The organism is Pseudomonas poae, assembly GCA_028869255.1.
Classification (GTDB): domain Bacteria; phylum Pseudomonadota; class Gammaproteobacteria; order Pseudomonadales; family Pseudomonadaceae; genus Aquipseudomonas; species Aquipseudomonas poae_C.
Genome location: CP110972.1, coordinates 4,700,037 through 4,721,981, shown reverse-complemented (window position 1 = coordinate 4,721,981; position 21,945 = coordinate 4,700,037). Strand labels below are relative to the sequence as shown.

The 21,945-nt window shown below is 60.4% G+C and carries 13 protein-coding genes and 3 pseudogenes; 1 reads left to right on the top strand and 15 read right to left on the bottom strand.

Translation table 11 applies throughout. The features are described 5' to 3' along the window. Positions 1-87 precede the first annotated feature (87 nt). Genes LRS56_21435 through LRS56_21425 form a run of 3 tightly spaced genes read right to left on the bottom strand, consistent with a single transcriptional unit; the run spans position 88 to position 1,781 of the window. On the bottom strand, positions 88-489 hold the full coding sequence (locus LRS56_21435; protein ID WDU61370.1) for a DUF4440 domain-containing protein: 402 nt from the start codon (positions 487-489) through the stop codon (positions 88-90). Next, positions 490-1,302, bottom strand: coding sequence for an SDR family oxidoreductase (locus LRS56_21430; GenBank protein ID WDU61369.1), 813 nt, complete (start codon positions 1,300-1,302; stop codon positions 490-492). It abuts the gene before it with no gap. A gap of 14 nt (positions 1,303-1,316) precedes the next feature. Further along, positions 1,317-1,781, bottom strand: coding sequence for a multidrug transporter (locus tag LRS56_21425; GenBank protein ID WDU61368.1), 465 nt, complete (start codon positions 1,779-1,781; stop codon positions 1,317-1,319). Between the two features lie 211 nt (positions 1,782-1,992). Between LRS56_21425 and LRS56_21420 the strand changes: the two genes are divergently transcribed. Beyond that, positions 1,993-5,124, top strand: a complete 3,132-nt coding sequence (locus LRS56_21420; GenBank protein ID WDU61367.1) for a hypothetical protein — start codon at positions 1,993-1,995, stop codon at positions 5,122-5,124. A gap of 79 nt (positions 5,125-5,203) precedes the next feature. Here the strand turns inward: LRS56_21420 and LRS56_21415 are convergent, their stop codons facing one another. The 12 genes and pseudogenes from LRS56_21415 to LRS56_21360 form a co-directional block, all read right to left on the bottom strand. Continuing rightward, entirely contained in the window at positions 5,204-6,655 is a 1,452-nt protein-coding gene (locus LRS56_21415; GenBank protein WDU61366.1) for a mannose-1-phosphate guanylyltransferase/mannose-6-phosphate isomerase, read from the bottom strand. Between the two features lie 208 nt (positions 6,656-6,863). Then, positions 6,864-7,517 carry an alginate O-acetyltransferase AlgF gene (locus LRS56_21410; protein ID WDU61365.1) on the bottom strand — a complete coding sequence of 218 codons (654 nt, stop codon included), beginning with the start codon at positions 7,515-7,517 and terminating at the stop codon, positions 6,864-6,866. 16 nt (positions 7,518-7,533) lie between these two features. Further along, positions 7,534-8,718 carry an alginate O-acetyltransferase gene (locus LRS56_21405; GenBank protein ID WDU61364.1) on the bottom strand — a complete coding sequence of 395 codons (1,185 nt, stop codon included), beginning with the start codon at positions 8,716-8,718 and terminating at the stop codon, positions 7,534-7,536. Between the two features lie 11 nt (positions 8,719-8,729). Next, the gene (locus LRS56_21400) at positions 8,730-10,262 is read right to left on the bottom strand and encodes an MBOAT family protein (GenBank protein ID WDU61363.1); all 1,533 of its coding nucleotides are present in this window, start codon (positions 10,260-10,262) and stop codon (positions 8,730-8,732) included. A 213-nt stretch (positions 10,263-10,475) separates the two neighbouring features. Next, the gene (locus LRS56_21395) at positions 10,476-11,585 is read right to left on the bottom strand and encodes a mannuronate-specific alginate lyase (GenBank protein WDU61362.1); all 1,110 of its coding nucleotides are present in this window, start codon (positions 11,583-11,585) and stop codon (positions 10,476-10,478) included. 8 nt (positions 11,586-11,593) lie between these two features. Continuing rightward, a pseudogene (locus tag LRS56_21390) lies at positions 11,594-13,042 on the bottom strand (alginate O-acetyltransferase). 11 nt (positions 13,043-13,053) lie between these two features. Next, a complete protein-coding gene (gene algG, locus LRS56_21385) occupies positions 13,054-14,643 on the bottom strand; it encodes a mannuronan 5-epimerase AlgG (GenBank protein ID WDU61361.1) in 1,590 nt (529 codons plus the stop codon). Beyond that, on the bottom strand, positions 14,643-16,130 hold the full coding sequence (locus LRS56_21380) for an alginate export family protein (GenBank protein ID WDU61360.1): 1,488 nt from the start codon (positions 16,128-16,130) through the stop codon (positions 14,643-14,645). The genes algG and LRS56_21380 overlap by 1 nt, the downstream gene beginning before the upstream one ends. Continuing rightward, positions 16,127-17,624: pseudogene (gene algK, locus LRS56_21375) on the bottom strand (alginate biosynthesis TPR repeat lipoprotein AlgK). Before algK ends, LRS56_21380 begins: the two are co-directional and overlap by 4 nt. Positions 17,625-17,641: 17 nt before the next feature. Beyond that, positions 17,642-18,808 carry an alginate biosynthesis protein Alg44 gene (locus tag LRS56_21370; GenBank protein WDU61359.1) on the bottom strand — a complete coding sequence of 389 codons (1,167 nt, stop codon included), beginning with the start codon at positions 18,806-18,808 and terminating at the stop codon, positions 17,642-17,644. 37 nt (positions 18,809-18,845) lie between these two features. Further along, positions 18,846-20,326, bottom strand: a pseudogene (alg8, locus tag LRS56_21365) (mannuronan synthase). Positions 20,327-20,409: 83 nt separating this feature from the next. After that, positions 20,410-21,726 (bottom strand): nucleotide sugar dehydrogenase, encoded by a 1,317-nt coding sequence (locus LRS56_21360; GenBank protein WDU61358.1) that lies wholly within the window; start codon positions 21,724-21,726, stop codon positions 20,410-20,412. Positions 21,727-21,945 lie beyond the last annotated feature (219 nt).

The window sequence follows — 21,945 nt, the reverse complement described above, 5'->3', positions numbered from 1 at the left end:
TGCCTGCGATGGCGGACTGTCAGCTGACCTGTTTTCAGCTGACCCACCGCCATCGCAGGCAAGCCAGCTCCCACAGGTTTGATCGCGTCAGGCTTTGATAAAGGTTTCATGCAGGTGGCGCCACAACAACGCGCCGCTGGCTTGCTTCTCGAATACTACAGTGGCCCGTCGATCGGTCTGCGTGCCGCTGTCATCAACCTGATGTTCGCGATACGTCACGGTGGCACCCCGCGCATGTCGGTCAATCCCGGCCATTTCACTCAAGGTGATCTTCAACCCCGGACGCATGCCGCCCAGGCGCGTAAACAGCGCATTCACCCCAGCCGCATTGACCCGCGTGCCGGTGGCAGGGGCGACCATGCTGAAGTCGGGGGAGAAGCGCGCCAGCAGGTTTTGCAGTGTGCCCTCAGGGGCAACGCCGGCAAACCACTGTTCAATCTCGACATGGGTCTGGATCACTTCTTCGAAGAAGTCGCTGTAGTCGATCATTTATAAACTCCCGTTCAAACCAAAGCGTTTCTTCAACACTTTTTCCAATAATCCCTTGGGCAACCAGGCGGCCATTAACGGCAACGCTCGACTGCCATTGCCTGCGCGCAATAACCGTGGCGGGGTCGGGTGCTGCACGGCGTGCAGCACCCGGGCGGCAAATTGGCTGGCGGGTGTGGGGTTGTCCTGCGAGGCCTGAGCGCGCGCACGAATGCTTTCGCGCAGCGGCCACCACGGCGACTGTTCGTTGATCAGCAATTCGGCCTGGGTTCCGGCGTTTTTTGCAAAGCGCGTATCGATAGCCCCCGGTTGCACTTCCATCACCCGCACGCCAAACGGCGCCAGCTCCATGCGCAAGGCATCGCTCAAGGCGTGCACGGCGGCTTTGGACGCGCAGTACGCGCCGGCAAACGGCGTAACCAATACGCCGGACACACTGCCGATATTCACCACCAGCCCTCTGCCGCGCCGTAACGCGGGGAACAGCGCCTGAGTGACGCCGACGATGGAAAATACATTGGTTTCGAATTGCCGCTGCATGGCCTCGGTGCCACCGTCAAGCAATGGGCCAATGGCGCCGTAGCCGGCGTTGTTGATCAGCACATCCAGTTCGCCCCATTGTTCGGCGAGGTGTTGCAACGCGGCGCCGTCATTTACATCAAGTTGTACGGCGTTGAAGCCTGCCGCCGTGAGGGCAGTGACGTCGGCTTCACTGCGGGCGCTGGCCCACACCTCATAGCCTGCCGCTTTGAAGGCATCGGCCAAGGCGCGGCCGATGCCGCTGGAGCAACCGGTGATCAGTACGTTGGGCATGGATCATTCCTTTGTCAGTCCGAGAAACTGCCTTGCAGGTGCTCGGCGCGAAATTCCAGGGTCTGCGGGCGGTAGCCGGGGCGCAGCGGTGGGGTCGGCAGGCAATCGTCCCAGGTGGCGCCGGCCTGCAATTCGCCGGGGCCACGATAGCGCGGGGCGGCGTAGACGTTGTCGGCCAGGTTGACCGTGTCGCCCGGCGCATAGGCGGCGACGCGCCAGCGCAGTTCCATGAGGGGCACGTCGTTGCCGTTGCTCAATGTGAGTTTCAGCGGTCGGTCGGCCGGGCACTCCTGGGGCGCATAGCTGATGCGCAATTCCAGGCGTGACAACTGCGCCGCTTCGCGGTTATCCAACCACACCACCCACACGGCCACCAGGCCCAGGCCGACGGCGGCTGCGAGTGATACCGGCAAGGCCTTGGCCGGGTAGCGCAGTAACAGGATCAGCCAGGTGATGATCAGTAGAACGCCGAAGAACATCGTTACAACCTCGCGAAGGGGTGAACCATCCTACCTGTGGGCGGGCTGGGTTGACTATCTGAGTATGGCCGGTGGCGGATGGCTGTGGTTGTGGACACGTCTGCTCATAAAGCCCTTCCGCGTTTTTTGTTTGAGATGACACTCATTGGTGCCGGAATTCAGCCGGCCGAATGCCTGCTTTTGTCCTGTCGCCCTGTATGAGATTGAACCCATGATTCTGAACCCAATGAGCCCTGTCCATCAGCAACCGCTTACGCTTATTGCGCCGCCGCCGGTGCTGATTGAGCCGACAGCCAACGACACACAGGCACCCGCGGCACGTTCCGTTGCACGGGTGCCGCGCAATGTAAGCCCATTAGCCCAAGTCAGCGAGCAGCCACTGGGTACGGCGCAAGAGCGCGCCGGTAATTCGCATAACCTTGCGGCGTTGAAGATAGCCTTGGGTGAAATTCTCCGTACGGGGGCGCAGGACCCTGAGGCGGACATTCCCGCACTGTTGGAAATCGCACGATTTCGTGTTCATTCCTTGTCCACCTTTGGCAAGGCCAACCAAACCCAACCCAACGAGATGCTACCGATTGCCTGGTTTCTGCGGGAGCATTCCTTGTATGTCCCGCAAGACGTAGAGCAACTCTCCAACCTTATCGACGTGTTGGATAACCCGTTGCCTCAGCCACCCGTGCAGGGGAGTGACCGGGCTGTGTCGGCCCAACCGGCCGCTGAACAGCTTCCCAGCCCGCGTGGTGTAGTGGCCGGTTATGACCTCAATCAACCGGCCAATTGGGGGGTCAGCCCTTCGGTGGTGGTGGCGCATCTGGCGCGGCACCTGGAGGAGCAGGGTAAAGCGAGTGCCGACACGGCGCCGGCCGCTGCTCGCGCTTTGCTGGCGGGCGCTGCGCCGGCTTTTATCGTTGCGGGTATGCCCGACAACCTGGTCGTTGGGTCAGCCGCTTGGGCAAGGCTGTCGACGGCGGTCGAGGTGGGCGAGTTCTGGGAACCGGGGATGGCGGGTCGTACCGATTTCGAAGCGTTCATGCGGCGGGCCAATCAAAGCCCGATTTCGGATGCCCAGGCGATCGTCGAGGGCAAGGCTCAGTCCAATGCGCTGATTGACTGGGGTGTGGCCCAGGGCAGAATTTCCCGAAAGAGCGATGAGAACTACTCGTTGGCAGAGGTGGCGGTATTACGTGAAGCTTTTAACGAAGAACTGAGCGCGCTTAAAAAGGCGCAAGACCAACTCAGCGCACCCATGCCGAACCGCAGGGACATGGCGCTGGATGAGCTGAAAAAAGCGTACGGCGACACTGATCCGTTTGATGTGCCCAACATCAGCATTGCCAATATCGATGCCAGCGAGAGCGAGTACCACTCGTTACTTGAGATTTATATGGCTGGCAAAATGGAGCGTATTCCAAAGGGCGAGCGATACGACTTTCAGTTGGGCAACCGTTTTGTCGGCGTCAAGCCGCTACCCGATATCAATCAACAGTTCAGCAGCGAGTTTGATAGTTACCTGCGTAACCTCAAGGAGGGGGTGACAACCACAGTCGAACATCAGCTCTCGAAGCTGCCCTTGGAAGACCGGCAAACGATCGCCTCGGGCAAGGTCGAGTTTTTTTCCTTGCGCAAAGCCAGTGCGGCGCAAGCGCAGGGGGAGGAGTCGGCGGCTGAAGAGCAGGCGGCCAAGGCGCGTTATGGGCTGTTGATGCGCGTGGAAACCAAGGTCGACAAAAATGGCAGCGACCGCGACCCTAAAAATATCCGCCATGTGTATTACGAGGTTTTCCCCCTGCAAGGGGTTATCCGCCGGCGTGATGACCTGCCCAGGTATCTGCCCAACCCGGCGCCCCGGGTTGCCGACCCTGAAACCTACGTCGAACGCCAGGCACAAGGCAAAAGCCTGTGGGTCGATTACGAGGCCTATGAAAAGGGCACCCCGGCGCAGCAAGAAATATACTCTGGCGGGCTTCTGAACGAACAGCTCAGCACGCCTTACTTGCCTGAGCTGCGGCCAGGCCAGGAAGCCAATAGTGCTGTTCATGCCAACCCTCGATTCAAGACGATTGCCGGCATCGTGGCTGGCCATCTATTGCATGATCCCGATGTGATGAAGGCAGGAGCCAGAGGCAGCACCCGGGTGGAGGAAGAAGAGGCGGGTATCAAGGCTGGGCATGATTTTGTGACGGGGCTGATTCCCTTCAAGAATGCAATCGAAAACGCAGTTAACGGCAACACCGGCGCGGCGATCAGGGATTTCACGCTGGATATTTTCGGCTTTGTGCTGCCCTTCGCCAAAGGTGCAGGCCAGGCGGCGAAGGTGCTGGGCAAGGTGGGTGAAAAACTCGGTACGCGCGCCTTCAAGGCCAGCGATGCACTGCTGCGTTCTGCCTTCAACGGCCTCAACCCTGTCGATGGGCTGGGCGACCTGACACAGGCATTTGCAAAGGGCACGAAAAACGTTCTTCAGCGTACTTACCGGGAGCTGAAAGCACTCCTGCCGACGCAGAGCCTGAACCTGGCAGCCTATGGCCGGGCCGCAGGCAATCTCGAAAAATACGCCGTCAGCGGTCAAACCCTGGCGGGTCTCAGTGCAGACAGCCAGGGTATATACAGGGCGGCTGATAACCAGTTGTATGTGCGCAACGTCGATGACGCTGGTGAGGCGCGTGTTTTCCGGGTCAGGGAAGTCACAAATAATCAGGGGGCTGTGCAAGCACGGGTTGTCGACCCCAAGACCAATCGCCAGACCGAATTCCTGCTGGAGAATAATGGCACTGATCAGTGGAGCCGGCTGGGATTGCAGGGTGGGGGGAACAAACGCCCCTATGATCAAGGCGGTTCGGGTACGCAGTCATCCACTGCTCACAGGGCATCAGGCGCACAGCCTGCGTTCAAGCGGGCGAAGGTGCCTGAAGCGTTTCCTGGCGAAAAGGCCGATCTGGCCCCGCCGGTCAAAGGCGAGAATGTGTTTTATCACTACACCGGTGCCCGCAATCATGCGGGGATCGCTGCCAGCCGCAACCTCGACCCTTCGAGCTCCACCTTGAGTGGTGAAAAACTCCCTCGCGGCAAGGGACGGCATTACTTCACGGACCTGGCGCCGGGGGATAAGCCTGCCAAAGAGATTTCCGAGACTATTTTTGGTCGACGTAAATATGGCAATGCGCTGGATAAGATGACGCACTATTACGAGGTCAATACCACGGGGTTGAACGTGGTGCGCAGCACGGATAATCCGCATATCTTTTATGTGGAAACGCCTTTTTCGATTCCCTTGAAATACCGCAACGGTGGCCCTGATCTTGTCGATCGCGTCATCCGCCACGGGCCTGTTCCTGTCTAGTCAGGCAAACATGCAAAAAGCCCCTCACTCACCGCGGATAGGGGACGCGGTGAGTGAGGGGCTTCTGTTTTTTGCCGAGTTACTGCGCGATGGTTTTCACCGACACGCCACGCTCAACCGGCGTCGAGCGACCGTAGATATCTTCGAACCGCTCGATATCGTCTTCGCCCAGGTAGCTGCCCGATTGCACTTCGATGATCTCCAACGGGATCTTGCCCGGGTTGCGCAGGCGGTGCACCGACGCAATCGGGATGTAGGTGGACTGGTTTTCGCAGAGCAGGAACACGTTTTCGTCACAGGTGACTTCGGCGGTGCCGCTGACCACGATCCAGTGTTCGGCGCGGTGGTGGTGCATCTGCAGCGACAGGCACGCGCCCGGCTTGACCGAGATGTGCTTGACCTGGAAGCGCCCGCCCATGTCCACCGAGTCGTAGGAGCCCCACGGGCGATAGACTTCGCAGTGGTTCTGGGTTTCGCTGCGGCCCTGGTCGTTAAGGGTGCTGACCATTTGCTTGACGCCCTGGACCTTGTCCTTGTGGGCAATCATCATCGCGTCCTTGGTTTCCACGACCACGATGTTGTCCAGGCCGATCACCGAGACCAGCTTGCCGTTGCCGTGGATCATGCAGTTGCGGCTGTCCTGGATCACCACGTCGCCTTTGCTGACGTTACCGTTGACGTCTTTATCGTTGACCGCCCACAGCGACGCCCAGCAACCCACGTCGCTCCAACCGGCACTCAGCGGCACTACACAGGCGCGCTGGGTTTTTTCCATCACGGCGTAGTCGATGGAGTTGTCCGGGCAGCAGGCGAAGGTGGCTTCGTCGAAGGTCACGGTGTCGTTGGTCTGTTCGCTGCGTTCCAGGGTCAGCAGGCAGGTGTCGTAGATGTCCGGATCGTGCTTTTTCAGCTCTTCGAGGAAGCGGCTGGCGCGGAACAGGAACATCCCGCTGTTCCAGAAATAACCGCCGCTTTTGACGAACTCGACGGCGCGTTTTTCGTTGGGTTTTTCCACGAACTGCTCAACGCGGCTCACGCCTTCCGGCAGCAGCGAATCGTTGGTGGACTTGATGTAGCCGTAGCCGGTTTCCGGGCGGGTGGCCGGTACGCCGAACAGCACCATCTCGCCACGCTCGGCGGCCACGGTGGCCAGGGCCAGCGCACGTTGCAGGGCTTTCTGGTCGTCGATCACGTGGTCGGCGGGCAGCACCAGCATCAGGTCGTCGCGGCCTTCGTTGACCAGCATCATCGCGGTCAGGGCCACGGCCGGCGCGGTGTTGCGGCCGAACGGTTCCATCAGGATGCGTTGGCATTCGAGCTTACGGGTGCTCAGTTGCTCGTTGACGATAAAGCGGTGGTCCTTGTTGCAGACCACGATCGGGGCGTCCATGCCTTCAAACACCAGGCGTTCCAGGGTTTGCTGGAACAGCGTGTGTTCGCCGGTCAGGGCCAGGAATTGTTTCGGGAACTGTTTACGGGAAAGCGGCCAAAGACGTGAGCCGCTACCACCGGAAAGGATTACTGGGATCATGTGTTTCTCCTTGAATCAATTTGGGTCAGAGCTACGAAGGTTTGTCGTTTCACTCTTGTTTTTGTCTCGGTCCGACCAGGCTCCTCGGTCCCTGTGGGAGCCGGGCTTGCCCGCGATGCAGACGACTCGGTGTGTCTGTTACACCGAGGTGATGCCATCGCAGGCAAGCCAGCTCCCACAGGGGAATGGAGCCAGGTCGAAAATTTAATCAGCGGGTCGACACTGGGCGTTTCACCCAGACTGGCGAGATGCTCGAGCCGGAACCGGTGACGTACAGCACCGCTGCCTCACCGCGTTCCAACGCAACCGGCTTCACATCGCCGACTTTCTTGTCACCGTCATACAACGCCAGGCTCACCTTCACCGGGTTGATTTCACGTTCGCCACGGCCTTTGGCGGCCACCGACTTGACCACGTCGGTCTTGCCGTCAGCAGTTTTCAGGGTCAGGGCCTTGTCGCTGAGGTTCTGCACGCGCACCAGGGATTTCTGCTTGTTCTTGAACGGTGGTTCTTCGATCAGTTGCGGCTGGCCGCTGCTGTTGTTGACCAGGGTGTAGTAGTGGTCGGCGGCAAGTTTGACCGGCACGGTCTGGCTGCCGATCTTGGCGCTGTAGTCGCCGCCTGGCATGAAGCTGAAATCACTGCTGGCCAATGGCGCCACTTCGCTTAAGTTGGTGCTGCCGACGGTGGCGCTGACTTCCTGGTTGGAGGCGTTGTAGACACGCACGAAGCTTGAGCCTTTCGGTGCGACAGGGCCGTACAAGGCAGCGTCACCGGCGAAGGCAGACATGGATACCAAGCTCATACCGGCAGCCAGGGCCAGAGTCTTAGCGAGACGACGCGGAGTAGTAGTGAAAGTCATGTGAGTTACCTCTCTTTCAGTTTTGCGCCCGGTCGGGCGTCTCGGATTTTTGAGTTTTAACTGGAGTGTTGATTGCCATGTTTTGTTGGCGCGAACCGGCTTGTTTAAGCTGCGCAACCCACTTAGGGTCGGCGTCACCGATTTCGTTGTTTACGGGCAGATAACGTTCAGGAAACTCCCAGATCAGCACTTGTGGCGGGCTGTTCTTGAAGTCGTCACTTTTCAGGTAGCTGAGCATCGGCAGGATCGGGCCGTGGCCATCCTCGGAGTAGTTGATGACGTCGCTGCCCAGGGCTTGCTTGAGTGCACCCACGAAGTTCCAGTTGGGGTTGGCGCTGTAGCTGGTGCCCACCAGTGCTACCGGGGTTTCGCTGTCGGTGAATAGCGCGTCGTCACCACCGGCTTCGGCCAGGTGCGTAACGCGTTTTTCCAACGGCTCTTTAGGCGGCATCAGGTTTTCGAACAGCGGGTCCAGCGGCAGGAACAGACGCAGGTCGCCTTTGTGCGGCTCGGTCTTCTCAGCCTCGGTGATAAAGCGTTGCGGCTCACCGTGGAGTGGGGTCTTGGCGGCAATGGTCTTGGCCAACTGCTTGGCGGCAATTTCGGCGCCATCCGGGGTCCAGTGGGTGTCGGTGCGCAGGAACACTTGCTTGCCGCCCAGCTTGGCCTGTTGCAGCGGGCCAAGCAGGTCGGGGGCGATGATCTTGTCGGCCGCCACACGAGCGTGGAAGTCCTGGTACAGGTTGGCGTGGATGCTCGCCGGTTTCACGTCACCCAGGTGTTCCGGGTACAGGCGCACCTTGGCCGGCACAATCGCCATCACCAGTTGGATACCCTGGGCCTTGAGTTTCTGGCGCACGCCTTCGACCAGCGCGTAGTTGCCTTCAAGGTTCTGGTCTTCGTTGACGGCGGGGTTGAACTCCTCGTCGCTGTACAACCAGTGATCGCGGCCCAGCACCACGCCAGGGCGGCCTTCATTGAACAGCTTGTAGTCCAGCGCGGCCCACAGGTTGGTACCGATGCGCTTGATCGGGAATTGGTCGTCGTAATGGGTCTCGACGGCTTTGGTCCAGCGGCCGTTAAGCACGGTCGCATCAGCATTGGTGCTGAAACCGAAGAAACTGCGCATCGACCAGGCGCCCAGGGCCAGCAGCACCAGCAGGAACAGAGCGATATAGAGGACGCGGAATGAACGGGTCATGGTCGGCTCCCTCAGAATTGGAAGTAAAGGAACGGCGAGAAACTCTGCGCCGACAGTTTGAGAATCGACGCCACGAACAGCAGCAGCACCGCAGCGCGCATGGCGTAGCGTGGCCAGTCAGCGGTCCAGTAGGCCGGTTGCACGGCAGCGTCCTGGCCGACGGTGAAGCCTGGCTGATGGATGCTGCCCGGGTTGTCGCCCGGTACGGCCTTGATCAGGCTCGGGTCGGCCGGCTTGGTTTTGTCGGCAGGGCGGTTGCTGTAGAAGTCGCGCAGGCCGAAGAACGCCAGCGTTGCGTACGCCACCACCAGGGTTGCCACTTGCAGGCCGGTGAGGTTGGCGCGGTTGAGTTCCGACAGCGACCACTCACCAAAGCTGAACATCGCACCGTACATACGGCCGGCGACGTGCAGGTTTTCGGCGCGGAAGATCACCCAGCCCATCACTACCAGCAGGAAGGTGAAGGCCCAACGCACCGGGTTGAAGCTGCGCGGCGAGGTATTGAGGCCGATGGCTTTTTCAATCGCCAGCCACATGCCGTGCCAGGCGCCCCACACGATGTAGGTGATGTTCGCACCGTGCCACAGGCCACCGAGCAGCATGGTCAGGAACAGGTTGCGGTAGGTGGTCAGCGTGCCTTTACGGTTGCCGCCCAGGGTGATGTACAGGTAGTCCCGCAGCCAGGTGGACAGGCTGATGTGCCAGCGCCGCCAGAATTCGGTGATCGACTGGCTGATGTACGGCTGCTTGAAGTTTTCCATGAAGCGGAAACCCATCATCAAGCCCAGGCCGATGGCCATGTCGCTGTAGCCGGAGAAGTCGAAGTACAGCTGTGCGGTGTAAGCCAGGGCGCCCAACCAGGCATCGCCGGTGGTGGGGTTTTGCAGGGCGAAGCAATGGTCGGCCACCACCGCGAGGGTGTCGGCAATAAAGACCTTTTTGATGAAACCCTGCATGAACCGCGTGCAGCCCTCGGAGAACTTGTCGAGGGTGTGGGTGCGGTTGTTGAACTGGTCGGCCAGGTCGCGAAAACGCAACACCGGGCCGGCAATCAGGTGCGGGAAGATCGCCACGAACGCCGCAAAGTCGATCAGGTTGCGGGTGGCCGGGGTATCACCGCGGTACACGTCGATGATGTAGCTGATGGACTCGAAGATGTAGAACGAGATACCGATCGGCAACAGCACGTGGGTGAGGATAAAGGGCTCCAGGCCGGCCGACTTCATCATGACGTTGATGCTGTCGACGCCGAAGTTGGCGTACTTGAAGTAGCCGAGGATGCACAGGTCGACCGCCACGCCCAGCAGCAGCCAGCGTTGGGCCGGCTTGGTGCGTACGCCGGCTGCACCAACCTTGAGGCCGATCCAGTAGTTCCACAGCGTCACAGCGGCGAACAGCGCCAGGAAGTCCACTCGCCACCAGGCGTAGAACACGTAGCTGGCAATCAGCAGCAGCAGATTGCGATAGCGTTGCCCGCTCAAGTAGTACAAGCCGAGAAAGATCGGCAAGAACAGAAACAGGAACACATTGGACGAGAAAACCATCCCGATCTCTCCATGTTTAACAGACAGTCAAGGGCCAGAGCCCCCCCAAACCCCCCATCAAATCCGGGAGGGTGTACGCGTTTCAGTGTGGGAGCTGGCTTGTGTGGGAGCCGGGCTTGCCCGCGATTGGATCAACTCGGTGTGTATGAAGCTCCGAGGTGTCTGCATCGCAGGCAAGCCAGCTCCCACATAAAGCCAGTTCACACAGTTGGATCAGCTGCCTTTGTTGCCCTTTTCATGCGTCGGGTCGTAGACCTTGGTCAGGTCACCCCCGAGCCGGAAGGTCTTGAAAGGCTGCATCCCGTGCTTGCGCTCGATCACATCCGGGGCGCAGGTGTAGAGGCTGCAGAAGGGTTCGAGCCAGGCGAATTTCATGTCCTGCTTCAAGTCCTTCATGTCCTGCTCTTTGCCGTTCTTCTGTTCGAAGATCTCCGGGTCTTTGACCCCGGCGAGCACTTTGTCGCCCAGGCGTTTGAGCGCGCCGTTGTTTTCCTGGCGCAGGTCCACACCGTTGACCAGTGCAAAACTGGCGATCATCGACAGCGGCGGCAGGGCGTAGTTGTGGTACGACAGGGCACGCTGCTGACGCTTCAATTCGTTCGGCAAGAAGCCTTGGTCGTCGACCTGGTTGGCGCCGACCTTGTATTCCTTCACCGCCCAGTCAAACAGGTCGCGACGGTTGGTGGCGACGGACGTCGCCATCACCGACCAGGCGGCCCAGTAGGAGTGGTTGTTGGTTTTTTCCAGCGGCAGGTTGTCCCAGTCGCTCACCACCTGATCCGCCAGTTTGTTGAACCAGGCTTCGATCAGCTGCGATTCCTGCTGGTGGTTGGCCAGCGGGTGCGAGTCGGAGAACTTCAGGCGCACATAGGCCGACGCCATGCTGCCCAGCGCCCATTTGCGCATGGACTTGCCGGTGTGGTTGAAGTCCTTGGACATCAACGCATCCGCCTTGGCCCAGCTGGTCAGCCAGTTGAGGGTGCATTCCAGTTGCTCGGGCCTGCCGTCGCGCATGAACTGCATCACACGTTTGCTGGTGTCTTTTTCCAGCTTGGTGATGTCGGCGGTGCTGTCGCGAAAGGCTTTTTCGGATTGCACATTCAGCGTGGAACGGGCCTTGTCCGAACCTTCGTACTTGCTGCGAAACTGCAGCGAGCCGGTGTACGGCGCCGGCATGGCGTCGCAGTCATTCTTGAAGTCGCCGGTCTTGAACGCTTCCACCGGGGCGAAATAGCCCTGGGGTGGGCGCAGTGGCGCGGCGGCGTTGACTGAACCGGCGAACATCGCCAGGCCCAGCAGCGTTGGAATCAATAACTTCTGCATAAGTAACCTCATTGCCCCGTTGAAGCAGTCTGTTGACCGCCGGCAGGGAATACGTTGCGTGTGCAAATTTTCGCTTCGACTTTCTGCGCGGCAGCGCCCGCTTCGGGGCCCTGCACTTCAACGGCCAGCAAGTTCTGCGAGGCCCAGTCTTCATCGGTGCGCAGTTCAAAGGCGAAACGCCCGTCTGTATCGGATGTTTCGGGTTTCTCGATCTTGATGTCCTCGTGGCGCCCGTTCATGTACCAGAGGGTGGCTTGCAGGGTTTTCACCGACGGGTCGGCGAAGCGGATATCAACCTGGTGGTTGGCGTTGCGCAGGTCTTTGTTCGAACTGTTAACCAGCAATTCGTTCTTGCCGGGCTTCAATGTAGTGCTCGCGGTCATCTGCGCAGTCTTGCCTTCGCAGCCGTTGTCGAGCAGCGACATCATCTGGCGGTAGATGGTCTCCTAGTCGAGGCGGTACAGCGGCGAGAATTCCCAGATGAGGATTTTCGGCGGGGATTTCTGGAATTCATCGCTGCCCAGGTACTGGATCATCGAACCTTCCAGACCACCGCCAGGGAAGGCGACGTTGAGGATGTCGGCACCGATTTCCTGTTCCAGGAAGCCGGCGAAGTTGTAGTTCTTGCCGCTGTGGCTGGTACCCACCAGGGTGATCTGCGGGTTGCCCGAATCGCTGAACAGGTCGCCGTCGCCCGCTTCGCCCTTGGGCTCGGTGGTGAACTGGTCCATGTACTGGATCGCGTAGCTGGTGCCGCAGAGCTGCCCGGCCATGTTGTGCAGGGTACCGGTCTTGCCCATGCGCCCGGAGCGCTTGGTCTCGAATTCGCGCTTGGGAATATCCGCAAACTCAGGCATGGCACGCACTTTGGCACCGACGATTTTCGCGGTGCGCTGGGCGCCGTACGGGGTCCAGTGCTGGTCGCCGCGGAAGTAGAAATCGTGGGCCGGCAGTTCATCCGGAAGCTGCTCATTGGTCAACGGCGACAGGTCCGGCACTACGTAGCCCATCTTGGCGAAGCGGCCGAGCATGGTCTTGTAGTTGCCCAGCGCCGTGTCGAAATCGAACTTGGCTTTTTCCTCCGGGTTGAGCTTGTTGCGGTTCACCAGGCCACGGGTCGGCTGGTAGACCACCACCAGCTCAACGCCCTTGGCCTTGAACGCATCGTGCAGCTGTTGCATGCGTTTGTAGCCGGCCGGGGTGGTGTCGAATTCGGTGCGCAGGTCTTCCTGGGTCCGGAACAGCCAGTCACCCTGGGCTTGCACCAGGGTGGTGAAGTTCTGCTGGTAGCGCGTGGTGTAGTTCTTCGCGTCGTGGGCGGCCGGGCACAGGCTGCAGCACGGCTCGGCGGTAAAGCTTGGGGCCTTGATTTCGTCGGCGCGCACGCCCTGGCTGGCCGCCAGCAGGCCGAGGGCCAGACCCGAAAGGCTCAACAGTTTGATCATGTGTGGGTGCATAAGGGTCATCCTCAGTCCTGCATTTCGGTCTGGCGTTCGACAGGGTCGATCAGCACGGCTTTCTGCTGGCGCACCAGCAGGTCGAGAATTTCTTCCTGACGATCGCCCAGCACGCCGTTGAAGCTGATGCCGCTGGATTTGGTCGGCGCCAGCATCGACACGCGGTACAGTTCGACACTCAATGGCGAGTCGATGGACAGCGGCCCGCTGCCGTTACCCGCCAGCTCACCACCCACCACGATCAGCGAGACCTTCGCGTCGAACGGGTCGAGGGCGATGTCACGGTCGGTGTCGGTCAAATCCTTGATGTGGCCGTACACGCCGGTCAGGCCGTTGGCCATCGAAGTGTTTTCGTACAGGCGAATGTTCACGCTGTTACGCACCCGGATGCCGTGGCGACGGTTGGCGATCACCTTGTTGCCCCACAGCAGGTTGTCGCCGCTCTCGTAGAGGGTGATGCCGTCGGTGTGGTTGCGGTAGATCTCGTTGTCGGCGATCAGGTTGTTCACGCTGTTACGGTCGATCACCAGGCCCGAGAGCTTGTTGTCGTAGCTGCGGTTGTTGAAGATGAAGCTGTCGTTCACTTCACGGGAAATAATGATGCCGTGCTTCTTCTTGGTGCCGTACACGGTGTTGTCCGCGATGATCAGGCCGTGGGAACGGTCGTGCGGGTCAATGCCGTAGACGATGTTGTCTTTGTAGGTGTTGCCCTTGACCACAAAACCGGTGGTTTCGTAGCAGTAGAAGCCGTACCACATGTCCGAGAACTCGGAATCGATGATCCAGCCTGTCGGCTCAGAGCGCTTGAGCACCTTGGCCATGTTCGGCGTGTACTGGGAAATACTCACCCCGTACGACTTACTGTTGGCATAGCCGAAACTCGCCATCTTGGTGTTGGAGATGTAGGTTTCGGTGCCGCCCCAGGCCAGCAGGAACGGGCGAAATTCCTTCGGCGATTTGAACAGCGCCGGGCCGTTGGCCTTTTCGCTCCAGCCGGTAACCTTGGTATCACGCACAAACAGCTGGCCATCGTTGATCAGGAACGAACCGGCTTCCTGGGACAAACGCAGTTCCTGGGTTTTCTTGTCGATTTCCAGGATGCCCTTGCGCCCGACCACGATCGGCAGCTTGGCCAGGAATACCCCCGGCGAAGTTTCGCTGAGGTACTGCTTGGGCACTTTGCTCAGCAGGTCCTTGAGGTTCATGTAGCCGTCGTCGACAAAGATTGCCTGGGGAATGCCGTGCTGGCGCACCACCCATTCGGCCATCTTGTTGTCGCCGCCGATAAAGTCCTTCAACGCGTCTTCCTGCATCATGCGGCGGATGCTGATTTTGCCCGGCTTGGTTCGTACGATTTTCTTTTCCATCGCGGCGCCGGTGTAGCCCGACAAGTCCGGAAGGGCAGGCTTGGCCATTTCCAGCGGCGCAGTTGGCGGGCTGGAAATGGTGTAGGTCTTGGCCTGTTGCAGCTCTTTGGCGATGGTCGGCGCTTTTGCCTGCGGCGCGACATCGGCCATGGCAGCGCCGCTTGCCAGCAGCATCGCTGCCGCCAGCAGGGCCGAGCCTTTGAGGGCTTGAGGATTCATTGCGCAGGCTCCCATCAGAACTTCCAGATCACGTCGACAAAGGCGCGATGCATGTACGAGTCGACCTGGCTGCCATAGGCATCACCCGGCTTGAACACGCCTGCACGAAAGCGCACGAGTGCCGACGGTTCGTCGATCGACTGGCTGAGCGCGGCCGGCAGCAGGCCTTTCTTGAAGTACTTGGTGACCACCAGGTCCATCTCCTGGCCCAGATCCTTCTTGCCGTCTTCAAGTGGCAGGGAGGTGCTGGACAGGATCGCGCCAGTCACGTCATCGGTGTTGTTCTGCACGGCATCGATGCCGTTGCTGCCGACCGGCTTGTTGCCGTCGACGCGCCAGAACTTGTGGTACACCAGGCTGGCGTCGTAGTCCTCGCGCAGCTGCCAGGAACCGAACAGGCTCATGGACTGCATGTTGTTCATCTCGCCACGAAACGCTTCACCGAAGCGGTGTACGCGGGACTGGGTGCCGGTCCAGTTCGAACGGTTGCTTTGCAGGCCGTTCTGTTCGTACTCGGCGCTGGCGCGCGAGTAGGCCGCACCCACTTGCCACTGCGGGTCGAGACGCAGGCGGATACCCAGGTCGGTGGCCCAGCCACTGACGTCGTCGCTGCGCTTGGCGTTGGTTGGGCGTGTGCCGTCAGCGTTCAGGGCGTTGACTGAATCACGGTCGCCGCGCATGCCGGTGACGCTGGCCCAGTAATTGACGGTGTTGGTGTTGCGCCAGTTGTAGGCGTCGCTGTTGGCTTCGATGCCGAGCCAGGTCAGGTCGCCGTTCTCACGCTTGTCCAGCGAGTCGGTGGCGACGCCCGGTTGCGGGTAGTCGAGCTTGCCGTTGTCATGGGTGTGGTGAGCGCGCAGGCCGATCCACTGGCCCGGCGTCCACTGGTAGGCGGCGTCGGCGTAGAGGTGCTGGCGGTCCTTGTCCTTGGGCGACAGTTCCTTGAGGTCGGTGCGGTATTCGCTGAAGCGTTCGGCGACGCCGACGTTGGCCTTGAGCAGCGTGGTGTCGAAGGTCCAGTTCAGCGCTTCGATATTGGTGTCGCGCCATTGGCCGTCGTCATTGCGCAGGCGTTGGCGGCCGAGCTTGAGGATCTCGCCGGGGTAGGGCGTGAAGCCGCTGTAGCCAACCCAGAACTCGCGCATGGCCAGGTAGTTTTTCTTGGTCTTGCGGTCGTTGTTGGTGGTCTGCTGGTTTTCGTCATCCGCCGACTGTTGCAGGGTGTCGGTCTCGATGATGTCGCTGGACACCACCGCCTGGCCCATGGCGTAGGCGCTCCACGCGCCGCTTTCGCCGTAGATCCATGGGCGCAGGTCGAGGCCGATACCGTTGACGTCGCCGCCTTTCTGCGTACCCAGGTCGCGGTCATCTTCGGACTGTGCGGTGGCTTTGACTTCCAGGCCGAAGTTCTTGGCTTCGGTCAGCGCGGCCAGGGTCGGGCACGACCACAGCAGGGCGAAGGTCAGGCCGATACCGGCCTTGACGAATGGATTGAGCTTCATAGGGATTCCTCGCCGTCTTCTTCTTGCAGGGCGTGCAGTTGCAGCGTGCTCTGGGCCAGGGTGCCGCGGGCGGCCAGTTCCTGTTGCACCAGGCGTTGGCCTTCGGCGCGTTGCTCTGGCGTCAGTGGGGCTTCGAGCTGCGTGGCCAAGTCATTGGCCTCTGGCGTGTCCTGCGCTTTAGCCAACTGGCTGAAGACATAGGCGTTCAATGGGTCGGGCTTGGTGCCCTTGCCTTGGGAAAACAACTGGGCGATGGCGAAGTCGGCGCTGTTCTGGCCGTTGCGCGCAGCGGTCAGCAGATGGTCCAGGGCTTTTTGCGAATAGACCTTGCCCAGGTAGCCACGGCGGTAGATCTGGCCGAGGTAGTAATCGGCGGCGACTTCCTTGCCCACGGCTTTTTCGAAATGCGCCTCGGCTGCCTTGGCGTCCGCCGGCACCCACTTGCCTTCGTAGTAGAGCTTGCCCAGCAACAGCTCGGCGCGCGGCTGGTCGGCGGCGCGGCCGTTGTCCAGAGTACTTCATCATCTGGTCGACGTCGCCCAGCTCGGGGAAGTCGTAGAGCAGTTGCGCCAGGCTGACCCAGGAAGCGGGGTAGCCCGGGGCGATTTTTTCCAGCAGGGCCTGGGCGGTTTTTTCGTCAGGCTTGCCCAGGGTCGCATCGCCCAATACGCGGGCTACGCTGTCGACACGTTGCGCGGTGACGGTGCCACGGCTGTAGCCGGCTTCCATCTGCTTGAGCAGTTCGGCCTGTTTTTCCGGCTCGGCTTTTTTCTGGTAGACCGTGGCCAGTTCGACGTAGCAGATATCGGTGGTGTTCAGCGCCGCTTTACAGATGCGCTCCACGTCATCCAGATGCTGGTCGTAGGTGTCCTGGGTGCGATACAGCAGCACCTGGGCCAGGCCGGCTTCGGGGTAGCCCGCCGCCTGCCACTGGCTGATCTGCTGCTGGGCGTTCACGTTCGGGAAACTGTGCGGGTATTGCAGGTACAGCATGGCCAGCGGGATCAGGGTGTTGCCTTCGCCATTGGCAAAGGCTTTTTTCAGCAGGCCCTCGGCTTCATGGTGTTCGGCTTCGGTGCTGCCCGGCTTGGCAACCAGCAGACGACCGAGGCGGGCCTGGGCGCGTGGCGAGGTGTCCGCCGCCGCACGGTAGGTGGCTTCAGCCTGTTTGATTTGCGCCGGATCGCGGGTGCCTACCTGGATGTCGGCCAAGCCCACTTGGGCCTCGCTGTAACCCAGGTCGGCCAGTTGCTGGTAATTCTGCTGGGCGGTGACGGTGTCACCCCGCTTGAGTGCTTCATTGGCCAGGCGTTGGTCGGGCAGGCCGGCGCAACCGGCGAGGGAAATCGCCAGGGCCAATGTGCACAGAGATCCAATGTGGGAGCGGGCTTGCTCGCGAAGCAGGCGACGCGGTCCATCAGGCATACCGCGCTGATCCCTTCGCGAGCAAGCCCGCTCCCACAGGGATTGCGATGTATTTGGAGTAGGAGTCATCACAGGCATGTCCTCGCTTACAGACCGTGAGCCATGGCTTTATCGATCAGCCAGTTCAGGGACGGGCCACGGTCGCTGGTGACTTCCACCGGGCGGCCTGCGTAGGTGCTGTCCAGCGGTGCATCCGGCTTGATCTGCACGCGGATGTCGGAGGACAGGTCGGCGCTGTTCAGGCTGGTGCTGCTGACGATGGTGCCGGTGCGGATCTGTTCTTCGTCGGCCACCTGGAAGCTCACCGGGGTGCCTGGGCGAACGTCGCCGAACTGGCGGTAGGTGAAGCGTGCTTCGACGTTGGCCTGGCTGCCGCGTGGCACCAGTTGGAAGATCACATCGCCTTTGCTGGCATACTGGCCGTCGGCGACCAGTTGTTGGGCGACGACGCAATCGCAAGGCGAGGTCAGGGTGCCGGTCATTTGCTTGCCGAACAGCTCTTCGACCTTGGCCGGTTGCAGTTGGTCTTCGTCCAGGTGGCCCTTGAGCACATCGAGCATGCTGGTGCTGAAAGTCGCCAGCGGTGCGCCTTTGGCGGCAACCGCATCACCTTTGAGCAGGCTTTGCACGGTGCCGTCACGCGGCATGGTCACGTTCATGCCAGGTACGCTGACCAGGCCGGCCTGGGCGTGGCTGACGAAGTACATGCCGTATACCGACTTGAACACAAACCCGAACGCGGCGAGGCCGACCAAAAAGATCGCCAGGCTGAACGTCACGGCGCGCAGGCGGCCGAAGGCGCTCATGTTGCTGCCGCCGTCCTTGACCTTGCGCGCCTTGGTGAAGTTGTCGCGTTGCAGGGTCGCCAGCACGTCGCCCATGGTCACGATATCGCCGGACAAGTGCGAGGTGATCAGGTGGCGCAGGGTGGAAATATCCTGTTGTTCCAGGTTCTGGAACTGGCAACCGGTGCGGCCGCTCTGGCGGTCGTAGGAACGGATCTGCAGCTCCACGTCCATCGCCAGGCCGAGGTTATCGATGACGAATTGCAGGCGGCCCTTGTGCACTTCACCCACAGTCAGCGGCTGGGTGGCGGTGAACGCCAGGCCGCCGGCGGACAAGTCGATCACCCGTGCTTCGGTCTGGGTGCGGTCGGTGTTGAAGAAGCGCAGCTTGGCCGGGATTTTGACCCGGGCATGTTGGCGCTGGGCTTCGGACTCGTGGACAACGTTGGCGTTTACTTGGCTGTTCATCAGGGCAATTCCTTAAGTTAATTCAGGCTTGGCAGGGTCAGACCATCATCAGCAACACGGCAACGAAGATGCTGCCGGCGGAGAAGGTCATGGTCCGAGACGACCAGGTGTTGAACCAACGTTGAAAGCTGGCCAAATCGCGGGTCAGTTTGGTGTCCTGGCGGGTCCAGGACTGTTGATCAAGGCGGAAGAACACGTAGATCTTCACCAACGCGCCCATGATCTGGTTGTAATAGAGGATCACCGGGTACGCCGGGCCGATCTTGTGGCCGGAGCACGACAGCAGCAGGGTCAGAATCAGGCGGGTGATGCCGATCCACAGCAGGTACGCGAGGATGAACGCGCCGCCGTACTTGAAGGTGGCGATGATTGCCACGGTCAGGCCGAGCAGGGAGGTCCACATCGACACGCGCTGGTCGAACAACACGATGCTGGTGAACAGGCCCAACCGACGCATCCCCAGGCCCAGGGCACGGGAGTTCTGGCGCAGGTTGTTGCCGTACCAGCGGAACATCAGCTTGCGGCTGGCCTTGATAAAGCTTTTTCCGGCGGGTGTTCCACGGTGTGGATCGCCGCGTCCGGCACGTAGAAGGTGTCGTAGCCCAGGCGCATCAGGCTGAACCAGCTGGACTTGTCATCCCCGGTGAGGAACTTGAAGCGGCCCAGGCGCCAGTGTTGCAGCGAGTCGCTTTCCACGTCGGCGATAAAGCCCGGGTCGGTCACCACATTGGCACGGAACACCGACATCCGACCGGTCATGGTCAGCACGCGCTTGGACAGGGCCATGGAGCACATGTTGATGTGGCGTTGGGCGAAGCGCAGCTTGTGCCATTCGCTCATGATGTAGCCGCCGCGCACTTCGCAGAACTCGTTGGTGGTGAGGCCGCCGACATTGCCGAACAGCTGGAACCAGGGAACGGTCTTGCGCACTACGCCTTCAGCGAGCACGGTGTCGCCATCAATCACCGCGACCACTGCACGGTCATCCGGCAGGTGGCGGGAGATGGCGCGGAAACCGAAGGCCAGGCCGTCGCGCTTGCCGGTGCCGGCGATGCGCACGAAGTCGAGCTTGACGTGGTCCGGCGGGTTCATGCGTTCCCACAGGCTCTTCACCAGCAGCTCATCGGACATTTCTACCAGCGAGCAGACCACGGTGGTCGGGAAGCCACACTCGATGGCCTCGCGGATCACCGAGCTGTAGACCTGGGCGGTGGTCAGCGCGTCGATACGAAAGCTGGTGACCATCAGAAACACATGGGAGGGGTCCGCAGCCTTGCCCAGCTTGCGCACTTTGCGGCGCAGGTGCGGGTAGACCACGTACAGGAACAGCATGCCGCGAAAGAAATGCGTAGCACCCATCGAGTAGCGCCAGATACCCACGGCGCCAATCAGGAAAATAAAATTCTTCGACTCCGAGTCGAACGTACTCGCCGGCAACAGCATCGCGAGTCCCATCAGCAGGCTGAGGAAGAACAGCCAGCCGGCAGATTGCAGTAGTACATGTTTTAACTTGGACATAAGCGTCATCCGGAGGGGAAGGAGGTTCCGGGCTGCACGTGCTGGGGATGAAGACACGTGCAGCCTGAAACTTGCCGTTGCTGTTACCAGCAAATACCTTCGGTGCGGCCAGTCGTACAGGTGGCCTTGGACATGAAGCCCACCAGGTCGATGACTTGCTTGCCGTGCGGTGCGTTCTGCGCCAGGGCACGGAATTTCTCATCGCGGTTGCCCAGGATGATGACGTCGGAGTTGTTGATCACTTCGTCGAAGTCGGAGTTGAGCAGGGACGACACGTGCGGGATTTTCCCTTCGATGTAGTCCTTGTTCGCGCCGTGCACACGGGCGTATTCGACGTTGCTGTCGTAGATGCTCAGGTCGTAGCCCTTGCCGATCAGCATTTCCGCCAGTTCCACCAGTGGGCTTTCGCGCAGGTCATCAGTACCCGCCTTGAAGCTCAGGCCCAACAGGGCGACTTTGCGTTTGTCGTGGCTGGAAACGATGTCGAAGGCGTTCTGCACCTGGGACTCGTTGCTGCGCATCAGCGAGTTGAGCAGCGGCGCCTCCACGTCCAGCGAACTGGCGCGGTAGGTCAGGGCGCGCACGTCTTTGGGCAGGCAAGAGCCGCCGAACGCGAAGCCTGGGCGCATGTAGTACTGCGACAGGTTGAGGGTTTTGTCCTGGCAGACCACTTCCATCACTTCACGACCATCGACGCCGACCGCCTTGGCGATGTTGCCGATCTCGTTGGCGAAGGTCACCTTGGTGGCGTGCCACACGTTGCAGGTGTACTTGATCATCTCGGCCACGGCGATGTCCTTGCGGATGATCGGGGCGTCGAGTTCTTCGTACAGCGATTGCAGGACATCGCCGGAGGCTGTGTCGAACTCGCCGATGACGGTCATCGGTGGCAGGTCGTAGTCAGCGATCGCGGTGGATTCACGCAGGAATTCCGGGTTGACCGCGACGCCGAAGTCGACGCCGGCTTTCTTGCCGGAGCAGTCTTCGAGAATCGGGATGACAACGTTTGCGACAGTGCCCGGCAATACGGTGCTGCGCACTACGACGGTGTGGCGGGTAGTTTTGTCTCGCAGGACAAAACCGATTTCGCGGCACACCGCTTCGATGTAGTCGAGTTCCAGGTCGCCGTTTTTCTTGCTTGGCGTGCCGACGCAAATCATCGACAGGTCGGTATCGCGGATGGCGTCGGCGAAGTTGGTAGTGCCGCGCAGTCGACCGTTTGCGATGCCTTGGCTCAACAGCTCGCCCAGGCCTGGTTCAACGATTGGCGATTTGCCGGCATTGATCAGGTCAATTTTGTCCTTGGAGATGTCTACGCCGACCACTTCGTGGCCACGGGCAGACAGGCAACCGGCACAGACTGCGCCAACGTAACCCAAACCAAATATGCTGATGCGCATCGCATTTACCTCTTTGTCACTGAAGACGTTGTATTAATCACGCCATTAAATGGCCGGAGTTCATGTTTGCAAGCGTCACTGATGCCACGGAAGTTAGGCGAATAGACGCCGACTTACCGCGTACAGGCATGTTAAATAGTGAGTGACTAACTATTGCACTCAAGTTGTGCGCAACTTGGCCTTGTTATTGGGGCTTGCCCTCAAATGCAGCCAGCCTTC

Coding starts and splice junctions, on each gene's coding strand:
- LRS56_21370 (WDU61359.1), bottom strand. CDS start 18,808: ATGAACAGCCAAGTAAACGCCAACGTTGTCCACGAGTCCGAAGCCCAG.
- LRS56_21435 (WDU61370.1), bottom strand. CDS start 489: ATGATCGACTACAGCGACTTCTTCGAAGAAGTGATCCAGACCCATGTC.
- LRS56_21410 (WDU61365.1), bottom strand. CDS start 7,517: ATGACTTTCACTACTACTCCGCGTCGTCTCGCTAAGACTCTGGCCCTG.
- LRS56_21415 (WDU61366.1), bottom strand. CDS start 6,655: ATGATCCCAGTAATCCTTTCCGGTGGTAGCGGCTCACGTCTTTGGCCG.
- LRS56_21430 (WDU61369.1), bottom strand. CDS start 1,302: ATGCCCAACGTACTGATCACCGGTTGCTCCAGCGGCATCGGCCGCGCC.
- LRS56_21360 (WDU61358.1), bottom strand. CDS start 21,726: ATGCGCATCAGCATATTTGGTTTGGGTTACGTTGGCGCAGTCTGTGCC.
- LRS56_21420 (WDU61367.1), top strand. CDS start 1,993: ATGATTCTGAACCCAATGAGCCCTGTCCATCAGCAACCGCTTACGCTT.
- LRS56_21380 (WDU61360.1), bottom strand. CDS start 16,130: ATGAAGCTCAATCCATTCGTCAAGGCCGGTATCGGCCTGACCTTCGCC.
- LRS56_21425 (WDU61368.1), bottom strand. CDS start 1,781: ATGTTCTTCGGCGTTCTACTGATCATCACCTGGCTGATCCTGTTACTG.
- LRS56_21405 (WDU61364.1), bottom strand. CDS start 8,718: ATGACCCGTTCATTCCGCGTCCTCTATATCGCTCTGTTCCTGCTGGTG.
- LRS56_21395 (WDU61362.1), bottom strand. CDS start 11,585: ATGCAGAAGTTATTGATTCCAACGCTGCTGGGCCTGGCGATGTTCGCC.
- algG (WDU61361.1), bottom strand. CDS start 14,643: ATGGGAGCCTGCGCAATGAATCCTCAAGCCCTCAAAGGCTCGGCCCTG.
- LRS56_21400 (WDU61363.1), bottom strand. CDS start 10,262: ATGGTTTTCTCGTCCAATGTGTTCCTGTTTCTGTTCTTGCCGATCTTT.